Annotated in this window: 24 protein-coding genes and 1 pseudogene; 17 read left to right on the forward strand and 8 right to left on the reverse strand. The window is 64.7% G+C overall.

The window, feature by feature from the left end; all coding sequences use genetic code 11:
• The first annotated feature begins 29 nt into the window (after positions 1 to 29).
• From NBRGI_RS05095 to NBRGI_RS05105, 3 genes are all read left to right on the forward strand, one after another.
• A complete protein-coding gene (locus NBRGI_RS05095; RefSeq protein WP_029893078.1) occupies positions 30 to 1946 on the forward strand; it encodes an alkyl/aryl-sulfatase in 1917 nt (638 codons plus the stop codon).
• Positions 1947 to 2000: 54 nt separating this feature from the next.
• Complete coding sequence (locus tag NBRGI_RS05100) at positions 2001 to 2354, forward strand: hypothetical protein (protein ID WP_036557537.1); 354 nt, start codon at positions 2001 to 2003, stop codon at positions 2352 to 2354.
• Positions 2355 to 2685: 331 nt separating this feature from the next.
• Positions 2686 to 4035, forward strand: a complete 1350-nt coding sequence (locus tag NBRGI_RS05105) for a hypothetical protein (protein WP_036557513.1) — start codon at positions 2686 to 2688, stop codon at positions 4033 to 4035.
• Positions 4036 to 4166: 131 nt separating this feature from the next.
• Here NBRGI_RS05105 and NBRGI_RS05110 read toward each other — a convergent pair whose 3' ends face one another.
• The 3 genes from NBRGI_RS05110 to NBRGI_RS05120 all read right to left on the reverse strand — a co-directional run bounded on the left by NBRGI_RS05110 (position 4167) and on the right by NBRGI_RS05120 (position 6639).
• Positions 4167 to 4685, reverse strand: coding sequence for a DUF1990 family protein (locus NBRGI_RS05110; protein WP_029893081.1), 519 nt, complete (start codon positions 4683 to 4685; stop codon positions 4167 to 4169).
• A 127-nt stretch (positions 4686 to 4812) separates the two neighbouring features.
• A complete protein-coding gene (locus tag NBRGI_RS05115; protein WP_029893082.1) occupies positions 4813 to 5964 on the reverse strand; it encodes an epoxide hydrolase family protein in 1152 nt (383 codons plus the stop codon).
• Positions 5965 to 6135: 171 nt separating this feature from the next.
• Entirely contained in the window at positions 6136 to 6639 is a 504-nt protein-coding gene (locus tag NBRGI_RS05120) for a M23 family metallopeptidase (RefSeq protein ID WP_029893083.1), read from the reverse strand.
• A gap of 1208 nt (positions 6640 to 7847) precedes the next feature.
• Between NBRGI_RS05120 and rpsB the strand changes: the two genes are divergently transcribed.
• From rpsB to NBRGI_RS05150, 5 genes are all read left to right on the forward strand, one after another.
• Positions 7848 to 8690, forward strand: coding sequence for a 30S ribosomal protein S2 (gene rpsB, locus NBRGI_RS05130; RefSeq protein ID WP_029893085.1), 843 nt, complete (start codon positions 7848 to 7850; stop codon positions 8688 to 8690).
• Positions 8691 to 8791: 101 nt separating this feature from the next.
• Complete coding sequence (tsf, locus tag NBRGI_RS05135) at positions 8792 to 9616, forward strand: translation elongation factor Ts (protein ID WP_029893086.1); 825 nt, start codon at positions 8792 to 8794, stop codon at positions 9614 to 9616.
• Between the two features lie 231 nt (positions 9617 to 9847).
• The gene (gene pyrH, locus NBRGI_RS05140) at positions 9848 to 10576 is read left to right on the forward strand and encodes a UMP kinase (protein WP_014987009.1); all 729 of its coding nucleotides are present in this window, start codon (positions 9848 to 9850) and stop codon (positions 10574 to 10576) included.
• 66 nt (positions 10577 to 10642) lie between these two features.
• On the forward strand, positions 10643 to 11200 hold the full coding sequence (gene frr / locus NBRGI_RS05145) for a ribosome recycling factor (RefSeq protein ID WP_029893087.1): 558 nt from the start codon (positions 10643 to 10645) through the stop codon (positions 11198 to 11200).
• A gap of 86 nt (positions 11201 to 11286) precedes the next feature.
• Complete coding sequence (locus tag NBRGI_RS05150; RefSeq protein WP_228832625.1) at positions 11287 to 12378, forward strand: phosphatidate cytidylyltransferase; 1092 nt, start codon at positions 11287 to 11289, stop codon at positions 12376 to 12378.
• An 82-nt stretch (positions 12379 to 12460) separates the two neighbouring features.
• Here NBRGI_RS05150 and NBRGI_RS05155 read toward each other — a convergent pair whose 3' ends face one another.
• The gene (locus NBRGI_RS05155) at positions 12461 to 12835 is read right to left on the reverse strand and encodes a LapA family protein (RefSeq protein ID WP_029893089.1); all 375 of its coding nucleotides are present in this window, start codon (positions 12833 to 12835) and stop codon (positions 12461 to 12463) included.
• Between the two features lie 123 nt (positions 12836 to 12958).
• On the opposite strand from NBRGI_RS05155, the gene rlmN reads away from it, so the two are divergent.
• Positions 12959 to 14068 carry a 23S rRNA (adenine(2503)-C(2))-methyltransferase RlmN gene (gene rlmN / locus NBRGI_RS05160; protein WP_029893090.1) on the forward strand — a complete coding sequence of 370 codons (1110 nt, stop codon included), beginning with the start codon at positions 12959 to 12961 and terminating at the stop codon, positions 14066 to 14068.
• 338 nt (positions 14069 to 14406) lie between these two features.
• A complete protein-coding gene (locus tag NBRGI_RS44960) occupies positions 14407 to 16506 on the forward strand; it encodes a MarR family transcriptional regulator (RefSeq protein ID WP_148310696.1) in 2100 nt (699 codons plus the stop codon).
• Positions 16507 to 16881: 375 nt separating this feature from the next.
• Here NBRGI_RS44960 and NBRGI_RS05170 read toward each other — a convergent pair whose 3' ends face one another.
• Positions 16882 to 17562, reverse strand: a complete 681-nt coding sequence (locus NBRGI_RS05170; RefSeq protein WP_029893092.1) for a hypothetical protein — start codon at positions 17560 to 17562, stop codon at positions 16882 to 16884.
• Positions 17563 to 17783: 221 nt separating this feature from the next.
• Positions 17784 to 17993 carry a hypothetical protein gene (locus NBRGI_RS05175; protein WP_029893093.1) on the reverse strand — a complete coding sequence of 70 codons (210 nt, stop codon included), beginning with the start codon at positions 17991 to 17993 and terminating at the stop codon, positions 17784 to 17786.
• Between the two features lie 213 nt (positions 17994 to 18206).
• Here NBRGI_RS05175 and NBRGI_RS05180 point away from each other — a divergent pair, with 213 nt between their 5' ends.
• The 5 genes from NBRGI_RS05180 (at position 18207) to NBRGI_RS05195 (ending at position 21318) form a co-directional block, all read left to right on the forward strand.
• Complete coding sequence (locus NBRGI_RS05180; protein WP_029893094.1) at positions 18207 to 19058, forward strand: inositol monophosphatase family protein; 852 nt, start codon at positions 18207 to 18209, stop codon at positions 19056 to 19058.
• Entirely contained in the window at positions 19058 to 19897 is an 840-nt protein-coding gene (locus tag NBRGI_RS43430) for a hypothetical protein (RefSeq protein WP_235210856.1), read from the forward strand. Before NBRGI_RS05180 ends, NBRGI_RS43430 begins: the two co-directional genes overlap by 1 nt.
• Before the next feature lie 16 nt (positions 19898 to 19913).
• On the forward strand, positions 19914 to 20219 hold the full coding sequence (locus tag NBRGI_RS48945; RefSeq protein WP_235210857.1) for a hypothetical protein: 306 nt from the start codon (positions 19914 to 19916) through the stop codon (positions 20217 to 20219).
• 185 nt (positions 20220 to 20404) lie between these two features.
• Positions 20405 to 20929, forward strand: coding sequence for a cysteine dioxygenase (locus tag NBRGI_RS05190; RefSeq protein WP_029893095.1), 525 nt, complete (start codon positions 20405 to 20407; stop codon positions 20927 to 20929).
• A complete protein-coding gene (locus tag NBRGI_RS05195; RefSeq protein WP_029893096.1) occupies positions 20926 to 21318 on the forward strand; it encodes a rhodanese-like domain-containing protein in 393 nt (130 codons plus the stop codon). The genes NBRGI_RS05190 and NBRGI_RS05195 overlap by 4 nt, the downstream gene beginning before the upstream one ends.
• Positions 21319 to 21332: 14 nt before the next feature.
• On the opposite strand, the gene NBRGI_RS05200 is transcribed toward NBRGI_RS05195, so the two are convergent.
• Positions 21333 to 21734, reverse strand: coding sequence for a DUF5997 family protein (locus NBRGI_RS05200; protein ID WP_029893097.1), 402 nt, complete (start codon positions 21732 to 21734; stop codon positions 21333 to 21335).
• A 37-nt stretch (positions 21735 to 21771) separates the two neighbouring features.
• Between NBRGI_RS05200 and NBRGI_RS05205 the strand changes: the two genes are divergently transcribed.
• Complete coding sequence (locus tag NBRGI_RS05205) at positions 21772 to 22698, forward strand: LysR family transcriptional regulator (protein ID WP_029893098.1); 927 nt, start codon at positions 21772 to 21774, stop codon at positions 22696 to 22698.
• Positions 22699 to 22925: 227 nt separating this feature from the next.
• Here NBRGI_RS05205 and NBRGI_RS05210 read toward each other — a convergent pair whose 3' ends face one another.
• Positions 22926 to 23195, reverse strand: a complete 270-nt coding sequence (locus NBRGI_RS05210; protein WP_029893099.1) for a DUF2631 domain-containing protein — start codon at positions 23193 to 23195, stop codon at positions 22926 to 22928.
• Positions 23196 to 23340: 145 nt separating this feature from the next.
• Here NBRGI_RS05210 and NBRGI_RS05215 point away from each other — a divergent pair.
• Positions 23341 to 23640: pseudogene (locus NBRGI_RS05215) on the forward strand (1-deoxy-D-xylulose-5-phosphate reductoisomerase); the annotation flags it as partial.

Genomic DNA, 23640 nt, shown 5'->3' on the forward strand with positions numbered 1-23640 from the left:
TTTCGGCACTCGACTTCCAGGAGGATGACATGAGCACAGCGACCGAGCCGAGCGATTTCATCGTCGCGGAGCAACAGCGTGCGGCCGCCTCGATGCCGTTCGCAGACACCACCGACTTCGCCGACGCGGACCGCGGTTTCGTCGCCGCGCTGGAACCCGGCGTGGTGACCGCCGCCGACGGAACCGTGCTGTGGGACAACGACTCCTACGAGTTCCTGCGCGAACCCTGCCCAGCCTCGGTCAACCCGAGCCTGTGGCGGCAGTCCGGGCTGGTGATGAAACAGGGGCTGTTCGAGGTCACCGAAGGGATCTACCAGATTCGCGGGCTCGACCTGTCCAACATGACTTTGGTCGAAGGCGAGACCGGGGTGCTCGTGATCGACCCGCTGATCTCGGCCGAAACCGCCGCGGCCGGGCTCGCGCTGTATCGCGCGCAGCGCGGAGATCGTCCGGTGACCGGGCTGATCTACACCCACTCGCACGTCGACCACTTCGGTGGTGCGCTGGGGGTGACCACCGTCGAGGAGGTCGCGGCGGGCCGCTGTCCGGTGCTCGCGCCGGCCGGTTTCATGGAACACGCGGTGGCCGAGAACATTTACGCGGGCACGGCGATGGCACGCCGGGCCGGGTACATGTACGGGGCGGTGCTGCCGCGCGGGCCGCTCGGCGCGGTCGGAGCCGGGCTCGGACAGACCACCTCGGTGGGTACGGTCACCTTGATTCCGCCGACCATCGATATCACCGCGACGGGTCAAACGGAGACCGTCGACGGCATTCGCATCGTCTTCCAGGTCACGCCCGGCACCGAAGCACCGGCCGAGATGAACTTCTACTTCCCGGACCGGCGTGCGCTGTGCATGGCCGAAAACGCCACGCACACACTGCACAATCTGCTCACGCTGCGCGGTGCGCTGGTCCGCGACCCCTACGTCTGGGCCAAATATCTGACCGAGGCGATCAACTTGTTCGCCCGGGAGTCGGACGTAGTGTTCGCCTCCCATCACTGGCCCACCTGGGGGACCGAGCGGCTGGTGGAATACCTTGCGCTGCAACGAGATCTATACGGGTACCTGAACGACCAGACTTTGCGGCTGCTGAACCAGGGTTACGTCGGCGCGGAAATCGCCGAAATGCTCACGCTGCCACCGGCGGTCGACGGCGCCTGGCACACCCGCGGGTACTACGGATCGGTCAGTCACAACGTCAAGGCCATCTATCAGCGATACATGGGGTGGTTCGACGGCAACCCCGCTCACCTCTGGGAGCATCCACCGGTCGAATCCGCGAAGCGGCACGTGGAATTCATGGGCGGGGCCGAGGAAGTGCTGCGCAAAGCGCGGAAGTCCTATGACGCCGGGGACTTTCGGTGGGTCGCCGAGGTGGTCAACTACGTCATCTTCGCCGATCCGGCGAACGACGCCGCCAAAGCGTTGCAGGCCAGCACCTTCGAACAACTCGGCTACGGGGCGGAGAACGCCACCTGGCGCAACTTCTATCTCAGCGGGGCCTACGAACTGCGCTACGGCTCGTTCGGCACTCCGACCAAACCCAACTCGCCGACGATGCTCGCCGCCATGACCGTGGAGCAGATATTCGACGCGATGGCGCTGCGCGTCGACGGTCCGAAGGCGTGGAATCAGCGGGCGCTGACGGACTGGGAGCTCAGCGACGAAAAGCGCACGCACCGGCTCGAACTGCGCAACGGACGCCTGACCCATTACGAAGTGCCCGACGGTGTCGGTCTCCCGGAGCCCGACGCGACGTTCACGTTGACCAAGGCGACGCTGGTCCGGGTCCTGTTGCTCGGCGAGGATTTCGGGGTCGCGGCCGCTGCGGGCGATATCCAGATCGAAGGCGATGTCACCAAGCTGGCCGAGCTGGTCGGCGTGTTCGACGCACCTGACCCGGACTTCACGATCGTCACGCCGCGCGGAAGTATCGGATAGTCCGCCTGCGAAAACCGTTCGACGCCGATAGCCCCTCTCCTTACGGTGGTGATCATGTCAACCGAACGACCCCCGCTGCGGACGCGGCTGCGCGACGCGCTGTCCGTGGCGATGAAGGCGCGCGATCGCCAAGCGATCTCCGCACTGCGGTCCACCCTCGGCGCTATCGACAACGCGGAGGCCGTCGATGTCGGCGAGCACCGCGCAGGTTCGGTGGAAAACTCCCCGGTCGGACTCGGCGTCGCCGAGGTGGCGCGTCGCGAGCTCACCGAATCCGACGTCGAGCAGATCGTCCGCGCGGAAATCGCCGAACGTCGCACTGTCGCAGCTCAGTACGAGGCGCACGGGCGCACCGAGCAAGCCTCGGATCTGCGTGCGCAAGCGGAAGCGCTGGAGGCGCAGCTGTAGGGGTGTCGTGCCGGTTGCCCGGGTTACGGCTCAGTGTGTGCCAGAGCCGGTTTCGCAGGCAGAGGTGCGTAGATTCTGCCAACCGGGACGTATCGCGGGCGTATCGAAAACTGCATACACGCCCGTAACGCCGCACTGCCTTCACTGGAGACATGAATCAGTGTCAACCGGCCGAGTTCGACCGATTCGGGGCGGCCGTACCCAGGGGTGTCGGGGCGCGATCCTTCGAATGCGAAGCGAGCCAGATCGAACCCGGATACTACGAGCGGCGCCGGGCAGCCGGAGATCGTGGTTGCCCGGTTCGCAACGCCCACCACTGGGGGGTGCGGCGGTGACGGATCAGCAACTCGCCGAGACTTCGCCTGCCACCGAAACCGCTACCACGCAAGATGATTGGCATCCGGCGACACAGATCGCTTTCCGTTTCTGCGTCGTCTATTTCGGCCTGTACAACCTGCTCCTGAATTTCGTTCCCTTCACAGTGATCGGACTCTTCGGGCCGTGGTTCCGCCGATACAGCGGGTGGTGGATCCCGTCCCATACGGATCCGGTCACCGGTTGGGTGGGCCGAATGGTCTTCGGGGTCGACACCGCGCTGCACCAGGACTCCGGCGCCGGCGATCAGACGGCTGCCTGGGTGCTGATGTTCTGCGTCCTTGTCGTCGCCGTGGTCGCTGCCGCGGTGTGGACGGTCTTCGACCCGCGTGCCTCGCACCCCCGGCTGATGGCGTGGTTCACGCTGTTCCTGCGGGTGTCTTTGGGCGCGACGATGCTGGGCTTCGGGTTCGCCAAGCTGATCCCCACTCAGATGCCCGGCCCCGGGCTGGCCCAGCTGCTACAACCGTACGGCGACCTGAGTCCGGCCTCGGTGCTGTGGTTGCAGGTCGGCAGCTCTTACCCGTACGAGATGGCGCTCGGCGCAGTGGAAGTCGTGGCCGGGCTGTTGGTGTTCGTGCCGCGGACCGCGGTACTCGGTACCGCGCTGAGTCTGGCGAGCACCGCGCAGATCCTGCTGATGAACATGACCTTCGACATCCCGGAGAAGTTGCTCGCCTCGCACCTGCTCATGATCTGCCTGATCCTGCTCGCGCCGTATCTGCGCCGACTGGTCGATGTCTTTGTCCGCCACCGTGCGTGCGAGCCGTTGACACAACCCGTGCTGTTCGCCGACGACCGGAAGAACCGCGTCGCACTGTGGCTCACGGTGTGCCTCGGTATCTGGATCGCGCTGGTCAGCGGCACCGATCGTTGGCGGGTCTGGCAGGAGCAGTACGGTGCCGCCAGCCCGAAATCCGAGCTGTACGGTATTTGGGACGTCCGCGAGTTCAGCCTCGACGGCCGCACCCTCCCGCCCCTGACCACCGACGAAACCCGCTGGCAGCGGTTGGTTTTCGATGATCCGCAGCAGGCGACCTATCAAGAGATGGACGGCGACCTCATCCCCGTCGGTGCGAACTTCTCGCCCAACGAAATCGTCGAACTCGGCAAAGTTGAAACCACTGGCACAACAACACCTTTGGCAACGCTGTCCTACGAGCAACCCACCCCGAACCAGCTGCTTCTCCGCGGCACCCTCCGCGGTAGTCCGGTAGTGATCACCCTCGAACACGTCGACCTGAACAGTTTCACCCTCCGCAGCCGTGGGTTCCACTGGGTCCAGGACTACATCTACTTCGGATGAATTCTTCGGCCGAGCGGCGGCCCAGGCGGCCCCGGGGCGGGCACAGAGCGACCAGGTGAGTGTTGCCGGACAACCACTGTGGGCGCACGCGCGCACTCCTGGAGAGGCGAGCGTGCGCCCTGGACGTGTGCTTACACGCTGGTGGACAGGGTGCGGATGTATCGACCCGCGAAGAACCGCTGAATCCCGCGGACCACCGGACCGCCGAGGCGGGTGTACCAGGTGCCTGGGCGGGAGAACGCGGTGACCACGCCGTAGACGCTGTCGTCGGCCGGGTCGTATTCGACGGCGAACAGTTCCTCGCCGATCTCCGGATGTCCGGGCAGCGTGCCGTAGGCGAAGCCGCGCTGGTTCGGCGCGGCCAGCACGTACACCACCTGGCATGGCGCGATGATGCTCAACGGTCCGATGCCGAGACGTACCGTGAGCCTGGTACCCGGCTCGGCCGTCGGCGTGGTCGCGGTGTGAAAGATATGGGTTCCCTTCTGCATTCGATACCCGAGAACCTCCACCGCCGCATGTTCGAACAGCGCCCGCCCCTGCCCGATCCGCCGCCGTAACCGAAAATGGTGGTACCCCTGCGGCGGTTCACCACTGGTGGCACCGACTTCCGGATAGGTGAACGAAGGCTCGCCCGGCGCATACTCCATCCCCTGATCTTCACCCCCTATCCCCGATCGCGGAACAATTCCGCCCCGTCTCCTCCGACACACCGCCCGCCTCGCAGACGAATCCAACCGACAGCTTCCCCGAGTACCCGGCCGTCAGTGGTGCGCATCATTTGCGGAGCGGCCGGAAAAAGTCGCAGACGTCGCCGACGAACAGGTCCGGAACCTCGAACGCGGGGAAGTGACCGCCTTCGCGGTGCGCTCGGAAGAAGGCAACACTGTCGCCGGGGTCGAGAACTTTGCGAACGAGCGGATCGCTGTAGAACACCGAAACCCCGTGTGGCACATCCGACGGCGCGCCCCAGCCCGTGTTCTCGGCGTGCGCCATCTCCCAGTAGAAGTCGGCTGCCGCCGGTCCGGTTCGGGTGAACCAGTAGAGGCTGGCGGTGATCAGCACATTCTCGCGGCTGATCGGAGTAGCCGGGTTGGCCCACGCGGCGAGCTTCTCGGCGATCCAGGCCAGTTGCAGGATGGGGGAGTCGGCCAAGCCTGCCGCAACGGCGTTGGGCTGGGTGGACTGCAACACGCGATAGCCCTTCCCCTGAGCCCAGCTTCGTTGCGCTGCTTCGAGTTCGGTGCGTTCCGCCGGGCTCAGGCCGTCCGGTACCGGAAAATCCTCGCCCGCCATACCGAGTTGGAGCCGATCGCCGTGGGTGAGTGCGCCGATCACGCGATCGGGCAGCAGCGCGGCCAGCCGGCCCGTCACGCCGGCGCCGAGATCGCCGCCTTCGACACCGAAGCGCTCGTAACCGAGTCGGGTCATCAGCTCCCCGAACGCGAGCGCGGTTCGTTCGAGGTGCCAACCGCGCGCGGAGAGCGGGCTGGAGAAGACGAAGCCGGGCAGCGAGGGGATGACGAGGTGGAAGGCGTCGGCCGGGTCGCCGCCGTATGCGCGCGGGTCGGTCAGCGGTCCGGCGGCTGCGAGGAATTCCACGAATGAGGTGGGGTAACTGTGATTGAGCAGGAGTGGGACCGCGTTCGGCTCCGGCGAGCGCAGATGTAGGAAATGGATTGTCTGGCCGTCGATTTCGGTGCGGAACTGGGCGTAGGTATTCAACTGTGCCTCATGGGCTCGCCAGTCGAACTCCTCCGCCCAGTGGGCGGCCAGTTCGTGCAGGTAGCGCGGAGGGATGCCACGGTCCCCCTGCGTGTCGGCACCGGGCACCGGGTACGGCGATCGGGTCCGGGCCAGGCGGGTACGCAGATCATCGAGCTCGACCTGCGGAATCTGAATCCGGAAGGGAATGATGTCAGCGTCCATGCTCAGCAACCTAGGGACCGACTAGGCCACAACCTGTCCTAGATCGCCGGGGCAAGACCGTGTCGCGTGCCACTCCGGTCGCGTGCGCTCTCCGTAGTCCGGTGTGGATCGTCATCAAGAAGCCGCCGCGACCGCTCTCGGCGAGCTGTCGCACCCTTTCGGCGCGGGTCGTCATCGTCCGATACGGGCGGGAGCTGAGGGCGAGGTGGGTTTCAGGCGTAGGGGAGTGAGGTGGAGTAGGCCGAGGGGGTCGAGATATTCGCGTTTGCGTCTGCCGGACCCTTCGCTGCGCAGACCCCAGTGCAGGCAGGCTCCGCAGCCTTCGTGTCCGGGTTCGAGTGTGCCGATCGGTGTGCCGCGCGTGACTCGGCGGCCCACCGACACCTCGGCTCTGACCGGTTCGTAGGTGGTCCGCAGGCCGCCGGGGTGATCGATCGAGATCACGGGTTTGCCGGCGACGATTCCCGCGAACACCACGATCCCGTCACCTGCGGCCAGCACCGCTTGGCCCGCCGCGCCCGCGAGGTCGACGCCGCGATGTCCAGGCAGCCAGGCTTGCGCGGGTTTGTCGAACCGCCGCACCACGGCAGGCCGCGGTTGCAGCGGCCAGCCGAACGGCCCGACGGGTTCGGCGACCGCGAGCGATTCGCCACCGACGACAAGCGCCAGCCCCATCCCCACCACCGTCGCGAACCTGAGCGCGCCAGCCCATTTCATTTCGCCGGTCGTCCCGCGCCCACCGACGGCGACGACAGCGGCGCAGGCGAGACGAGCCCACAGAACTCGGAATCACTCGGCGACATGAAAAACGGTGCGGGACCGACATACTCGCAATACTCGCGATCCAGTGGCGTGCGCTCGAACGGATCCGCGCCACCGGCCGCGCAGTCGGGCGCGGGTGCCGGAATCAACGTGATCTGCCCCAGCGACGCACACCAGGCAGGCACCGGCGCCCCCGCTGGGCCAGTTGGCAAGTTTCCGCCGAACCCCTCGTCCACCGTCCGCGGCGTCGGCCGCCGCAACTCACAAGCCGAACCCGAACACTCCCGGCCGACCGCACCGGCACCGTGCGACGCAGGACCACCATCCGCCTCGACCGGACCGTGCGTGCCGTCGTTGCGCGGCGATCCCACTGCATCGAAAACACTTGCCGCGCTCGGCGCATCAGCCGGGCTGGGCTTCCCGTCCAGCGCGGTCGCACCGGATGACCGGGTCGCTGTGCGCTGTGCGGCGGCAGCGGATGGTTCCGCCCGGTCATCGACCACGGCATCCGCACCTGGCCGCCCGGCAAAACCGAGCGATCCTCCCGCAAAGCTCGCACCAACAGCGCGACCCGGCCCGGACCCATCGGGAGACCAGGACGTATCAGTGGGAGCAGTCACGCCGCTCGTGCTCAGCGGCACTGCCGTACCGGGCGGCGCATTCACCACGCCCAGCACGAAGAACAGGGGGATGACCAGTGTCGTCAGCGTCGAGATCGGATGTGGAGGCATACCGAAAAGCCTCATCGCCCGGACGAGATCCCGGTACCCCCACCACCTCGAATGTGCACAACTTTCCGACTTGTGGACATCGCCCGTTCCACCTCGCGTGCACCCCATTTCACCCCGTTGACAGGCCGATTTAGCAGCGGGCGACGGACCCGATAGACTGGTCGAGCGGTCTGTGCCTGCATGGACCGACTTCGCGCGCCACCCCGTGCTTGTTCGCAACGGCGCTGTTCGAACCAGTCACATCCTCGGGTTCGCGGCAGCTCCTGTGCGGAGCAGGGAGTCGTCGGCTGGTCCCCACCCTCGCGGTCGGGTCCGACGATTCGGAGGCGCCAGGGCAACGAATCACCGATTCGCTGCGTCAACCGGCAACGAAAGAGAGATACGAGAGCCATGGCTGTCGTAACAATGAAGCAGCTGCTCGACAGCGGCGCACATTTCGGGCACCAGACTCGGCGCTGGAACCCGAAGATGAAGCGGTTCATCTTCACCGACCGCAACGGCATCTACATCATCGACCTGCAGCAGACGCTGACCTACATCGATAAGGCCTACGAGTTCGTCAAGGAGACCGTCGCCCACGGTGGCACCGTCCTCTTCGTCGGCACCAAGAAGCAGGCCCAGGAGTCGATCGCGGCCGAGGCGACTCGCGTCGGGATGCCCTATGTCAACCAGCGCTGGCTGGGTGGCATGCTCACCAACTTCTCCACCGTGCACAAGCGTCTGCAGCGCCTCAAGGAGCTCGAGGCGATGGAGCAGACCGGTGGTTTCGAGGGTCGCACCAAGAAGGAAATCCTCATGCTCACGCGTGAGATGAACAAGCTGGAGCGCACCCTCGGCGGTATCCGCGACATGGCCAAGGTGCCCTCGGCCATCTGGGTCGTCGACACCAACAAGGAGCACATCGCCGTCGGCGAGGCGCGCAAGTTGAACATCCCGGTCATCGCGATCCTGGACACCAACTGCGACCCCGACCTGGTCGACTACCCGATCCCGGGTAACGACGACGCGATCCGTTCCGCCGCGCTGCTGACCAAGGTCGTCGCCTCCGCGGTGGCCGAGGGCGTGCAGGCGCGGGCCGGCCTGTCCTCCGGTGACGACAAGCCGGAAGCCGGCGCGGGCGAGCCGCTCGCCGAGTGGGAGCAGGAGCTCCTCGCGTCGGCCGCCCCGGCCGCCGAGGCGCCTGCCGAAGCTCCGGCCGAGGCTGCTGCCGTGGAGACCCCGGCCGAGGCCTGAGTCTCGTAACTCGCTGTTCCAGCGGTGATCACCAACGCGTGCGATGGTGATCACCGCTGCCCAGTACTCGAAGAACTTTCTCCGAAGGAGGCTCGCCACCGATGGCGAACTACACCGCTGCCGATGTGAAGCGGCTCCGCGAGCTCACCGGCTCCGGAATGATGGATTGTAAGAACGCGCTGGCCGAGACCGACGGCGACTTCGACAAGGCCGTCGAGATCCTGCGCATCAAGGGCGCGAAGGACGTCGGCAAGCGTGCCGAGCGGACCACCGCCGAAGGCCTGGTCGCCGCCAAGGGCGGCGTGATGGTCGAGCTCAACTCCGAGACCGACTTCGTCGCCAAGAACGCGGAGTTCCAGGAGCTGGCCGACCAGATCGTGACCGCCGCCGCGGCCGCCAAGCCCGCCGACCTGGACGCGCTGAAGGCCCTCGACCTCGGCGGCAAGACCGCCGACGAGGCCGTGCAGGCGCTCGCCGCGAAGATCGGCGAGAAGCTCGAGCTGCGTCGCGTGATCTCGCTCGACGGCCCGGTCGCCACCTACCTGCACAAGCGGGCCTCGGATCTGCCGCCGGCCGTCGGCGTGCTGATCGAGTACCAGGGTGAAGGTGACGCGGCCGCCGAGGCTGCCCGTGCCGCCGCCATGCAGGTCGCCGCGCTCAAGGCGAAGTACGTGACCCGCGACGAGGTTCCGGCCGATGTCGTGGAGAACGAGCGTCGTATCGCCGAGCAGACCGCGCGCGAGGAGGGCAAGCCCGAGGCCGCCCTCCCGAAGATCACCGAAGGCCGCGTCAACGGCTTCTTCAAGGACGTCGTGCTGCTGGAGCAGTCGTCGGTCACCGATTCGAAGAAGACCGTCAAGGCCCTGCTGGACGAGGCCGGTGTCACCGTGACCCGCTTCGCCCGCTTCGAGGTCGGCTCCAACTGATCGTGCCCCGCACGGTCAGCCCGACCTGGTCTGACAACCGCCCTATGGCTATATCGAGCAGACCCCTCGTCGACCCGTTTCGCCGGTTGACGGGGGGTCTTCTCATGCCGCCGAACCCGTATGAGGCAGGATAGGAGCCGCTCCGTGTTGAGGAGCCTTTCCGAGCTGCCGAATTCTTTGACGCACTTGCCTGCCGAGAACAACGTTGACCGCCGAAGGAGAAGAACACCCATGACGGACCCGGGGAACGACCGCCCAGGATATCGCCGGGTACTTCTCAAATTGGGTGGCGAGATGTTCGGCGGCGGCAGGGTGGGACTCGACCCGGACGTCGTGGAGGCGGTCGCCGAGCAGATCGCCGAGGTCGTCGCGACCGGCGTGCAGGTGGCCGTGGTGATCGGCGGCGGCAACTTCTTCCGCGGCGCCGAGCTCGAGGAGCGCGGCATGGAGCGGGCCCGCTCGGACTACATGGGCATGCTCGGTACCGTGATGAACAGCCTTGCGCTGCAAGACTTTCTGCAGAAGCAGGGGATCGAGACCCGGGTGCAGACCGCGATCACCATGGGTCAGGTCGCCGAGCCCTACCTCCCGTTGCGCGCCAAGCGGCACCTGGAGAAGGGGCGCGTGGTGATCTTCGGTGCGGGCATGGGCATGCCGTACTTCTCCACCGATACGACCGCCGCGCAGCGTGCGCTGGAGATCGGCGCCGAGGTGGTGCTGATGGCGAAGGCGGTCGACGGGGTGTTCACCGCCGACCCGAAGGTCGACGAGAACGCCACCATGTTCTCCGAGATCACCCACAAAGAGGTCATCGAACAAGGTCTCAAGGTGGCCGACGCGACCGCCTTCAGCCTCTGTATGGACAACCAGATGCCGATGCTGGTGTTCAATTTGTTGACCAAGGGCAATATCGCCCGAGCGGTCGCCGGTGAGAAGATCGGCACATTGGTTCGGTCCTGACCCCGCGACCCGCGGACGATGACGATGACGACGCTGTGGAGCCGGTGTCTAAGGAAGGACATGGTCGTGATTGAAGAAGCGCTCTTCGACGCCGAGGAGAAGATGGAAAAGGCTGTCACGGTGGCGAAGGACGATCTCGGATCCATTCGCACCGGACGCGCCAACCCGGGCATGTTCTCCCGGATCGTGGTCGACTACTACGGTTCGCCGACGCCCATCACCCAGATATCCAGCATCACCGTGCCCGAGCCGCGCATGGTCGTGATCAAGCCCTACGAGCAGGCTCAGCTCGGCGCGATCGAAACCGCCATCCGCAACTCGGATCTCGGCGTGAACCCCACGAACAACGGTGACATCATTCGGATTTCGGTGCCGCAGCTGACCGAGGAGCGCCGCCGCGAGCTGGCCAAGCAGGCCAAGGGCAAGGGCGAGGACGCAAAGGTGTCAATCCGCAATGTCCGCCGCAAAGCCATGGACGAACTGTCGCGCATCCAGAAAGATGGCGAGGCGGGGGAAGACGAGGTCGGGCGCGCCGAGAAGGACCTCGACAAGACCACCGCCAAATATGTCGGCCAGGTCGACGAACTGGTCAAGCACAAGGAAGCGGAACTGCTCGAGGTCTGACGCCACGGCGTGCGCACCGGGGCAGGCGCCGCGGGTTCGAACGCAGCCGAAGGCCCGCTCGGGCGGAGGACGAACGGAACGACGAGTTGAGCGACGGGACAATCGTGGCCGAGAACGCCGCCGCGACCGGTGCGGCAGAGGAGCCGATGCCGGTGGACGGTACAGCTGAAGCGAGGCAGGAGCACGTGCGCGATGCGGGAGCATCTGGTCACGAGGCTCTAGCCGACGCGACGGTCGGCTCGACGGTCCCGGGGTCCGAATGGTCCGCGGCCGGGGGCGACGCTGACGTGGTCGCCGCCGATGAGCACGACCCCGAGGCGCACGGCCCGCAGGCCGTGGTCGCCGGCGCTCCGGCGTCCGGCTCGCGGGCAGGCCGGAACCTGCCCGCGGCACTGGCGGTCGGGTTCGGACTCGGCCTCTCGCTCATCGCGATCCTGCTGTTCGTGCCGAAGGTGTTCATCGGTGTCGTCGGCGTCGCGGTCGGCGTCGCCACCTGGGAGGTTGCCAAACGACTGCGCGAGGCCGACGTGCTGGTCCCGCGCATCCCGCTCATCGTGGGCGGGCAGGCGGTGTTCTGGCTGGGCTGGCCATACGGGGCCAGCGGTGTCGCCGGTGCGTTCGCGGCGACGACGCTGACCTGCATGGTGTGGCGGCTGTTCGATCACGGCTTGCAGACCGCGCCACGAAACTTCCTGCGCGACACCGCCATCACGATCTTCACGCTGGCCTGGATCCCGCTGCTCGCCTCCTTCGCCACCCTGCTGCTGCTCGAAGACGACGGCAACCTGCGGGTGCTGACCTTCATGATCCTGGTCGTCTGCTCCGACGTCGGCGGCTACGTCGCCGGCGTCCTGTTCGGCAGGCATCCGATGGTGCCGTCGATCAGTCCGAAGAAATCCTGGGAAGGTTTCGGCGGGTCGCTCGTCTTCAGCGTCATCGGCGGCCTGCTCACCGTCACCCTGCTGCTCGACGCCAACTCGATGATCGGCGTCGTGCTCGGTGTGGGCCTCGTGCTCGTCGCCACCTGCGGTGACCTGATCGAATCCCAGATCAAACGCGAACTCGGCATCAAGGACATGGGCACCCTGCTCCCCGGGCACGGCGGCATCATGGATCGCCTCGACTCGATGCTCCCCTCCGCCTTCGTCTCCTGGTTGGTGCTCAGCACGCTGCTGTGAAACGGGTTCACCTGGGAGTATGAATTCTCCAGGTCCGACGTCCCCGGGAACCCTACTCGCGTCCGTGCACTGGTTCGGTGACCTATTTCTTGGCCGCGCGGCGCAATTGGAGGATGCGGACACCGCCGACGAGGGCCATGACGAGTGCACCGCCGATCACCGACAGCAGCACCGCGACACCGAGCGGCAGCGAGAAGTGCCAGAAGAACAGGCCCACGTTCACCTGGTCGAGGTTCTGCAGGATGAAGACCAGCAGGACGATCAGGATCAGTGCGCCGGCGATCAAGGCCACCCAGGTGTTGCCCGTGCGTGACGACAGGGACTGGCGGTGCTTGGTCGGAACCGTGGTCGTCGGCCCGGTTGTCGCAGGTGGAGCGAGCGGTTCGGGGGTGGGAGCGGTGCGCTCGTCCGTCAGATCGGGATCGGGCTCCGGCAGGTGGTCAGGATTGGTCGACATGGGTCGATCATTACCCACTGCTATCACAACCACACGTATTTCCCGGCAACGAACCGGGCATGTCGTCCGGCTGGAGCGGGCGAGTGTGCGGCGCATTCGCCCAGATGGGAGAATGGGGGAACTATGACCGTCTCCCTGCCCCTCGTTTTCGATGCCCCGCGCCGTGGCATGCCGCCCCGGCACCTCGCCGACCTCGATGCCGAGGGCAGGCGGGCGGCCGTCGAGGAGCTGGGACTCCCGAAGTTCCGCGCCGACCAGATCGCCCGCCAGTACTACGGCAGGCTGCAAGCCGACCCGGAACAGATGACCGACCTGCCCGCGCAGGTGCGCGAGAAGATCGGCGAGGCACTGTTCCCGCCGCTGATGTCGGTCGTCAAACACGTCGCCTGTGATGCGGGCGAAACCCGAAAGACGTTGTGGCGCGCGGGCGATGGCACGCTGCTCGAAAGCGTGCTGATGCGCTACCCCGACCGGGCGACGCTGTGCATCTCCAGTCAAGCGGGCTGCGGTATGGCGTGCCCGTTCTGCGCGACCGGCCAGGGCGGCCTGAACCGCAACCTGTCCACCGCCGAAATCGTCGACCAGGTCCGCGCCGCGGCCGCCGCCATGCGCGACGGCGAAGTCACCGGCGGCCCCGGCCGACTCTCCAACATCGTCTTCATGGGCATGGGTGAGCCCCTGGCGAACTACAAGCGGGTCGTCGCCGCGGTTCGCCGGATCACGTCGCCGTCGCCGGACGGTTTCGGTATCTCGCAGCGCAACGTCGTCGTCTCCACCGTCGGCTTGGCCCCCGCCATCCGCAAACTCGCCGACGAAGACCTTTCGGTCACTCTCGCCGTCTCCCTGCACACCCCCGACGACGAACTCCGCGACACCCTCGTCCCGGTCAACAACCGTTGGCCGGTCGCCGAGGTTCTCGACGCCGCCCGTTACTACGCCGACAAGTCCGGTCGCCGCGTGTCCATCGAGTATGCGTTGATTCGTGACATCAACGACCAGCCCTGGCGGGCCGACATGCTCGGCTCCAAATTGCACAAGGCGCTCGGCTCCCGCGTACACGTCAATGTCATCCCGCTCAACCCCACCCCGGGCAGCAAGTGGGATGCTTCGCCGAAACCCGTTGAAGCGGAGTTCGTTCGGCGTGTGAACGCCCAGGGTGTGCCGTGCACGGTGCGTGATACCCGCGGTCAGGAGATCGCTGCGGCTTGTGGGCAGTTGGCGGCTGAAGGCTGACGCGCCCGTCGTCCGCCTACATTGGAGAATGCTATAAGCGGAGCTGGCCTGGGGTCTATGCGGTTGTCGCGGTGCTGTTTTCCGTAGGTTGCTATTGCGTGTCATTGGCCAGGTATACGCAAGGCGATAAAGACTATTCGGTCGCTTTATTTGCCTGTCTGCTTAGGTGTCGATGTAAAACGGGCAATGTGGCCAATGGGCTCTCCGGTGGAACCGTTCTGAGGTATGGTCTTCAAGTTCCGGCGCGCTCCGGATTGTTGCTCTACTAGTGCGGAGCGTGCAATTAGGTGGAGGAACGGCTGAGACAATCTTAGAAGAGGGGTTTCGAGGAGATGGGCGTGATATTTTCAAAGGAGGAGCTGGAAGGTTTTCGAGAGGCCGCACAATCTCTAAAGCTTTATCGACGCGCCGAATTGAGTGGGGCGGCAGGCGCTGAAGGATTGATCGAACAACTTTATGTCGATCCTCTTCCTAACGACCATGTCTTGAATACTATGCTCAAGGAAAGTACAACCTTTATCGTTGGGCGAAAAGGCACTGGAAAATCGACGGTATTTCAGCGCGCACAACACGAGCTTAGAAAAAGAACTGATGTAACTTCTGCGTACATAGATATAAAGACTGTATTCGAAGCATCTCAGGTAGACCCTGAGCTCGCCACGCAAGCGGCGGCTATAACCGGAGCTATGCCGGAGGGTGCATTAGAGAGGCTGCTGCTGCATAAGGCCTTTTTGACGGCCATAATCAAGTCGATTCGCGATGAGATTCGCCGGCGCATCGATCCGACGATATGGAGAAAGTTCAAAAGGGTTCTGATTGGTAGGAGTCTGGACGAGCTGTTCGAGGGGCTGGATGAGATTCTTGCTGAGGCGGAGCACTGCAACTTCGAGAGCGTGCTGGGTTCTTATGCCCAGAAGGGAAGACTGTCATCGAGCCAGCAAGTCGGTAGTAATACCTCGGTCTCCGCAAAGGCTGGAGTTGCAACCTCTCCATCGCTCACGGCGAATGTAGACGCCTCACGTAGTTATACGAAAAGTTCTGCGGATGAGTCTGAGTATGTAGACGTTTTGATGCGTACCTTCGATGTAAAGAAGTACATCCTGCAGCTAAAGGAATTGTTGCAGAACTTCAGGATCGACAAGCTGTACATTTTTATTGATGACTTCTCGGAGTTGCCGCCTGAGGCTATGCAGATAGTAGTAGATGTTTTGTTGGGGCCTCTTAATAACTGGTCCGATGAGCTCGTAAAATTCAAGATCGCGGCATATCCTGGTAGAATCTATTACGGGCAGATCGATAAATCTAAGATAGACGAGATTAATCTGGACCTTTATGCCTTGTATGGAACGGGCGACATCGTAGGAATGGAAGAAAAGGCGATCGACTTCACGCGAAGATTGATCGAGCGCAGGATCGAGCATTACGTCCGAACGCCTGCGTCGACTTTCATCATATCGCGTGGACAGTCAGAGCTGTGGCGCCAACTTTTCTATGCCACGATGGCTAACCCGCGCAACCTTGGATATCTGTTGTTCTTTGCATACGAGGCTGCGATTATATATAATCGTCCAATTAGTCCAAGGATAGTCCGTGACGCTGCTCGTCGATACTATGAAGAGAAGGTGAATGCCTATTTTGAGATGAATAGATTCCTTCTTGAGAGCTTCGATGAGCGGTCGTCTATTTTTAGTCTCAAGGAGTTGCTTGAGAATATCGTTTCTCGCGCCAGATCTCTTCGTCGACATTCGTCGACAATAATTGATGAACTGCAAGGCCGGGCGCCTACCAGTCATTTCTACATGGGACTCGAGTTGGAGTCGTTGCTAGGAACTCTGGAGCTGAATTTCTTCGTAACAAAGTACTATGTTATGGCGGACCGTGACGGCCGGAAAGTGTCGGTATACGCTTTGAACTATGGGCTTTGTGAGCAGAGCAAGATTGAGTTCGGTCGTCCTGTGGGCTCGAGGGATCAGCGTTATCGGCAGTATTATGTAGAACGAATATTCGACTACTCGTTGATTCTTCGGGACTATCTTTCTTCTAATCAGGAGATCGTCTGCGGGCATTGTAATGGACGGCATGATTACTCAGAGTTGGATATGTTGCGTCGATATTCTATGTTGTGCCCTACATGTCGCGTGGGAACGTGTGCCGTCATAAACCTGTCGAGAAAGTACGAGGATACCCTCCGGAGTATCGATAATGACCTTCTACTGCCGCGGATCGAGCTGGGGATATTGCATACGATTAGCAGCGAAGGTAGACCTCTAAACGCGAGTGAAGTGGCTGGCGACCTGGACTGCTCTTATCAGCTTATTGGTAAGCGTGCCAAAGCGCTTGCGGAGCGAGGCTTGGTGAATAGGGATAATTTCGTCCAGAATCGGCGACAGTTTACGACCACGCCCCTGGCTGAGAGGATCTACTTGCAAGGCTTGTAGTGTAGGCATTATGAGTATACGTGTTTTGAACACGTTACATCGCTGAGCGCGCCGAGAGCGGGCGAACACCCGCGACTCTGCCTCTTGTGCCCAACTAGCCAGCGACGATATCGCCTACGTCTTCGGTCTGCGAAAGGTATCGATACTCAGACAACGACTGCGCGGAAGAGCATGCGCCACCGCCATTTTGGGAAGGTTTGTGCTGCGGGGGAGGAGTGGCCCCGCCCGCACCACGGCTGTGGGATCAGACTAGAGTTCGCGGCCACAGCGGATGCGGCCGGTAACGCATCGAGCCGTCGTTGTGGCGCATGCCTCTACCCAAGATGCTCTGATCCGAATGGATGCCGAAACGTGTGAGACCGAACACGTGTCGCCTCACATCGTGCCGAGGGTGCCGGCGAGGAGGATGCCGCCGATGATGATGGCGGGGACGCCGAAGGCGATGGTGCCGACTATGGCGCCGAGGGCGGCGCCGGGGATGGCGGTGACGATGCAGCCGCCGAGGAAGCCGGGGATGGTGAGGACGCCGAAGGTGGGGAGGGTGGCGGCGCCGCCGACGAGCAGACCGCCGAGGAGGCAGCCGAGGGAGGCGCCGACGAGGGTGCCGATGATGGTGCCCAGGGCGGTGCCGATGCCGACGACGGTGGAGAAGGTCGACAGGGCGGCGCCGAACGCGGGGGAGGTCGGGTCCAGGGCGACGTCGTGCAACTGGTCGGTGGTGCCGGGGGCGGGTGTCGCGGTCGCGGGGTCGACGCTCGGGGTCAGGGTCGCGGTGTTGCCGTCGATGACGGCGGCGATCGGGTAGCGCTGGTTGTCCCGGTAGTAGCCGAGCGGGAAGGCAGCCATCAGGTTGCCGTCGTTGTCACGGATCTCCAGGCGGTCGTCGGCGGTGTCGAGCGAGCCGGTGTCCGTGGTGAGGGTCATCGAACTGCCGACGGCCTGCGCGGTGTACCGCAGGCCCGCGGGTTCCGGGTCGGCCTGCGCCGACGTGACCGAGCCTGCTACGATGGCAGCCGTACTTGCCACCACGGCAACGAGTTTCGTCGATCGGTTCATGCGCACTCATCCTCGGTTTCGGCCTGTCGGCACGGCGGTACCGCGCATCGGTTCGGGATTGCGGACTTGTCCCGCGACGGCGTGGGCGTCGCGCAGCCCCGCTGACGATAGCGATTCCGCATGAATGTATGACTTCAACGGTAGTCGGCGAGTCGTCATAAGCAAGACTTGCTGAGTGTTAACCGCAGCACATTATTGGACCATCGTCCAGTCTGTCGGAGCTAAGCCTCTACCTGCGGAGTCGGCCGATTCTCGAACAGCTGCCAGGCGGGCAGGCGATACCCTTTCCGCTGCGTACCGGGTGCTGTCAGCAGCGCCGCACGCCGCTGTTGAAGCCGGAGATGGCGGGCGAACTCTTGCGCCGTAGCGGCACCGGTATCGAGGACGACCGCGGTTTCCGCCCCGGCCTCGGTCGTGACCAGTGCGTCCATGACGTACCCGGACCGGCGCACCGCCAAGTCGACCTGGCGCCCGTGCAGGCGAACCGGCGGGCAAACAACCTGAAATCTGTTGCATGGGAGCTTTTTTCGGCGCCGAGGGACCTGAAGTGCGCAGGTCTGCGTTTGCGCCGGATTCGTGAACATCGGCTCGAGGGGGCCGACGATTTCGCTACCCTCAGAGGACCAACTCGTGCGGAGGCTCCCTTGAGCGATGTCGGATCGTTGTGGAAGGCATTGGACGAGCAGTTGCTGCCGTTGCTCGGCGGGTATCGGAAGAATCTCGCATCGTTGCACGTAGATCGGAAGGCCGATGACACGTTGTTGTCGGAGGCGGATCTCGCGACGCAGACGGCGATCATCGAGACCATTCAACGGCACTATCCCGGGTCTCGGTTCGTCGCGGAGGAGGACGAGGTCGAACTGCCGAGTTCGGGCGAGCCGACCTGGATCATCGATCCGATAGACGGCACCAGCGAGTTCGTCTCGCCGGACGGACGTGAATTCTGCAGTGTCGTGTGCCTTCTCGACGCGGGCGTGCCTGCGGCCGCCTATGTGCTCGCGCCCGAACTGGGTGCCGGCCGGACGCCGATCGCGATCCACTGGTCCGGGGAGGTCCTCGTGAACGGGCATCCGGCCCAGCAGTTGACGGGGGCGGCGAAACCGCGACGCGCGTCCGTCACCCGCAGTAAAGGTTCGGAGCCCCGGAGGTTCGAGGCCGCGCTCGCGGATATCGGGTGCGCGATGAAGCTCCGCACCACCTCTCAGACGCTGGACATGGTTCGCACCTGCATCGACCTGTCCGCGTGGACACAGACGCCGGACCAGCAATTCGACCTGTTCTACCGGCCGAACCAGAAGGTCTGGGACGGGGCGGCGGGCATCGGGTTGGCTACGGCCATGGGCCGCACGGCGACCGGCGGCGACGGGCGGAGTCAACTACCGCTGCAGGCGCAGTTCCTCGCGCAGCGCGAGCCGACGTTCGCCGAAACCATTGCGGGCGAACCGGATTCGGTCCAGTGGTTCATCCAGGTACTGGCGGAGTCGCGGAGCGGTTGATGTCGAATCGTGTCATGGTGGACGTCACGACGTTCATCAGCGCGGAGGAATTCATTCTTTCGCAGAATTCCCGGCAGCCGGCAAGGCCGCGCGATCCTTTTGCGCAGCAGTGTTATGCGGAACTCGTACAGTCCCTGATCTACTTCGACGAAGTGCTGGTGCCGCACCCGACAAAACTGAACCCGGTGGCCGCCGACTACGGTGCGTTTCCGCGAATCCTGCGTCATCTTTTCGACCTTCGAATCGCGGTGCCGATGGCGATCGGTCCGCAGGATCGGCCCGCGCTCGACGCCGCCGAAGCCGCGGCGATGGAGACGCTGAAGACGACCGGTGTCGAGACCATGCTGCGGTTCATCGACAAGACCCGCAGAGCGGATCGTGAGGTGCAGGAACGCGGCGGTGGACAGCGCATGCTGGCGAACATCGCGGCATGGGCGGACTACCAGTGGGAAAACGTCAGGATCGACGACCATCACCGCGCTCGGATCGGTGGCGTGGACGGTGTCGAACTCGACGCGTTCGGTCAATGGGCGCGGGCCTCGTCGTTCGCGATGGAGGGACAATTCCGCAACCTGATCGCGGACACACATCAGCAACTCTGGCTGATTGCCACACTGGTGCGTTCGCTGCGTTACTCGGCGCGGGCGAAGGTGAATGGTGTTGCGTACACGCCGCATCCGTTGCGGCGTGATTTCTCGGTCCGGCCCGAGGGAGGGGCGACGCCTGCAACTGCTCGAATATCAGCTTCCACTGCTAGGCGGGCGGCTGTGGTCTTTGCAGGATCGCGGGCGGTCGAGCCCGGACCGCTGGCTGGCGATGGTGTGCGGGCGGATCGATGAATATCGTTCTCGTGCGGTGGATTTCCGTAGAGCGCTGTCTCGTTGTGATACCGAGGAGGAAGCACGGCGGCTGGAGCTCGACGTGGAAGGAGTGCAGGATCAGTTGCTGCGGCATCTCGGGTTGGCATCCGCTGAGCGGAACGCGACCGAGGACGGGTTGATCGAAACGGTCGCTTCGGTGGCGGAGTGGGGGACGGGGGTGCCGGTTACGCGGCCGTTGCGGCTGGCGATGGTGCCGTTTCGGCGGCATGCGGGGAATCTCCAGGGGTTGCATCAGAAGTTTCTGTACCGCGAGTTCGTTCGGGAGATGCGGGCGGGGTAGTGGATTGGCTGGTTGTTGTCAGGACGGAGCGTCCCCATGGCGGCGGCGGGCTGTGTAAGCTGCACTCGTGCAAAGGCTTCTGCTGACCAGTGACCGGGTCGTCGACCTGGTTCGTGTCGCGGCCTGTGCGTGTCGTCGGTGACGTAACCCGACCTTGCACGCCACACCTCTGCCAGGAGCGCACTGTGACCACGTCACTTCCGGTGAAATTGAAGCACGCCAAAGACCTGCACCCTGATCTCGATCTGCCGCTGCTCGACGATCTCGTCCGAGCGGATTGCACCCTGTGGACCCCCGATGAACTGCACGAGCTCACCAGCGTGGTGACGCGTGAGCTGACCGTGCCGCTGCTCGACATGGTGCGGTTCGATCCGGCGCAACGCTGGTGGGTGCGGCTGGCGCTGACGATGGGTGTCGAGTTGTGGCTGCTGTCCTGGATGCCGGGGCAGGGGACCGAACCACACGATCACGGTGGCGCGTCGGGTTCGTTCACGGTCCTGCACGGCGAATTGGACGAGGAGTTCGCGTTTCCGAACAGTCCGGTCCGTGCCGCTCAGCGCCGGGCCGGGAGCACGGTGGCGTTCGGTCCGGAGCGGGCGCACCGGCTGCGCAACACCAGCACCCACGACGCCGCGACGGTGCACGCCTATTCGCCGCCGTTGCGGCCGATGCGCGAATACCGCACTCTCGCAGATGTTTCCGGCACATGAGCGCCGAGGAGTTGCTCGCGCGGGCACGGGCGAACCTGGTGCGCGTCAGTCCCGAGCAGGCTGAATCGTTGCGCACCACGGGCGCCCTGCTGGTCGACATCCGGCCCTACGCGAACCGGGCGGAAGAGGGCGAGATTCCCGGTGCGGTCGTGGTCGAACGCATCGTCCTGGAATGGCGCCTCGACCCGCACGGCGACCATCGGCTCCCCGACCTCACCCCGGATACGCCGGTCGTGATCTTCTGCAATGAGGGCTACGCCTCCAGCTTCGCCGCCCGCGACGCCCGCGAACTAGGCGTTCGCGACGCCACCGATCTAGTGGGCGGCTTCCGCGCATGGAAAGCCGCCGGATTGCCAGTGGTAGCAGGCGGCTCCCCGGCCGTGCCGTAGCCGCGCGCGGAAGGTCAGAAGCGGTTCTTGGCAGGCCGGTTGGTGGCGGCGCGGCGCTCGGCTTCCTTGGCGGCGATCCGCTCGTTTTCTTTGCGGACTTCGGCGTAGGTCTCGCGTTCGCGGGTCAGCCATTCCGGCGGGTCGGCGAGGAGGGCGGCGATCTCGTCGGCGGTGAGGGCGTCGGCGACGCCGGCGCGGGAGAGGCCGGAGTTGGAGATGCCGAGTTTGCGGGCGGTGATGTCGCGCGGGAAGGGACCGGTGCGGCGGAGTTCGGTGAGCCACTCGGGGGGATCGGTGCGCAAGGCCTCGAGGTCGGCGCGCGAAAGCGGAGTGGTTCGGAAAGATTCGGGAGCCGCGGGGAGGTAAATGCCGAGCTTGCCGGCTGCGGTCAGTGGCTTCATCTTCTGCTCGCTCATTGCTGCCAGCTTATCCGGTACGGATACGCTTGCCTGCATGAGCCGGTTCGAGTCGATCGATGTCGCGCGCCTGCGGTGGTTTGTCGCGGTTGCCGAGGAATTGCACTTCGCGCGGGCGGCGAAAGGGCTGAACATTTCGCGGCAGCGGTTGAGTCAGACGGTGATCGATCTGGAAACGGAACTCGGCACGAAACTGTTCGTGCCGGGCGCGCAACCGACGCAGTTGACGGCGGACGGGGCGGAACTACTGGAGGCGGCGCGGGAATCGATCGCGCGGGCGCAGGAGGCGGCGGCGGTCGAGACCCCGGCGGTGGCGCCCGCGTTGCGGGTGGGGTTCGTGCCCGGCGTCACGGTGTCGAAGTGGACGCGGATCTGGGGTGAGCGGTTTCCGGACGTCCCGCTCGAGGTGGTGGCGCTGCCGATGGCTGCGCAGGAGTCGGCGTTGCGCGACGAGCGGGTGGATCTGTGCTTCGTCCGGCTGCCGATCGATCGGGACGGGATGAGCGCGATTCCGCTCTACCGTGAGGTGCCGGTCGTCGTGGTGCCGAAGGATCACCCGATTTCGGCTTTCGACCAGGTCGGGATGGCGGACCTGTCCGGTGAGTGGATGCAGGACGCCACCGATATCGACGCGGCGGCGGACGCGATCGAACTGGTGGCCGCGGGCGTCGGGGTGACCGTGGTGCCGCATTCGATCGCGCGGCTGCATGCCCGCAAGGACGTCGTCTATCGCACCGTCATGGACCGTGCGGACACCGAGATCGCCCTGGCTTGGCCCGCCGCCCGCACCACGGACCTGGTCGAGGAATTCGTCGGCGTCGTGCGGGGCCGCTCCGAACGCAGCTCCCGCTCACCGGCGACGCGTGCGAAAAGCCCTGCGCCGCAAAAGAAGACACCGGTCAAGCGGACGAATGCCGGGAAGGCGCAACCCAAGAAGAAGCCGGCGAAGCGCCGCGGACGCTGAGCGAGCGGGGCACGACCCGGCCTACTCGCCATTTCACGCGTTGCAACCGGGACCAAGCCCCGCGTCACGCCGTGCATTCACAGAGGCCGTGACGTGCCTTGCCCGCACCCGTGGCGATGACCGAAGTCAGTGGTGATGTGGTGCCCGAACCGCGGCGCCGTCGAGCCGGCGTCGATCGCGGCACCGCACGCCTGCGGGCGGACCCGTGGCGCGCGAGACGAACTTCCCTACCGCGGCTTGCGCTTGAGGATCGAGTCGCGGATCAGGATGGCGACGATGGCGGCGGCGAAGCCGATCAGGAAGATGTCCTCGACATGTCCCTTGTGGTTGCCGATCACCATCGCGATCAGGATGAGCGCGGTGATCCAGCCCGCGACGCGGAAGGTCTTGGGCGATTCGCCGCTCCAACCCCAGGCGGCGGAGGGAACCTCGGCGGTGTCCACGTGAGTGACGATGCCGCGCTCGGTGCTGGCGGGTTCGAGTTCCGTGGCGGCCACGATCGCTCCTTAGCTGGTTCGGGTACCGCGGGTTCCGGTACGACCTCGAAGGGACTGCTGCTCGATATCGTGACATACGACGGGGCGTCGTTGACAGTCGGGCCACGCCCGTCGCGCGAACTTTTCTGTGCGCCACAATGAACGGGTGTCCGACATCGTGAAAGTCCTGCTCCTCGGCAGCACCGGATCCATTGGTACCCAAGCGCTCGAGGTGATCGCCGCCAATCCCGACCGGTTCGAGGTGGTCGGCCTGGCCGCGCGCGGCGGCAATACGGCGCTGCTGGCGCAGCAGATGGCGGCCACCGGGACGCGCAATGTCGCGGTCGCCGACCCGGCCGCCGCCGCGCAATTGGATCTGGAGCTCGCCGGCGCCGCGGCGGTGACCGAACTGGTCCGCCGCACCGAGGCCGACGTCGTGCTCAACGCGTTGGTCGGTTCGCTCGGG

It is taken from the genome of Nocardia brasiliensis IFM 10847, from assembly GCF_000710915.1.
GTDB classification, from domain to species: domain Bacteria; phylum Actinomycetota; class Actinomycetes; order Mycobacteriales; family Mycobacteriaceae; genus Nocardia; species Nocardia brasiliensis_A.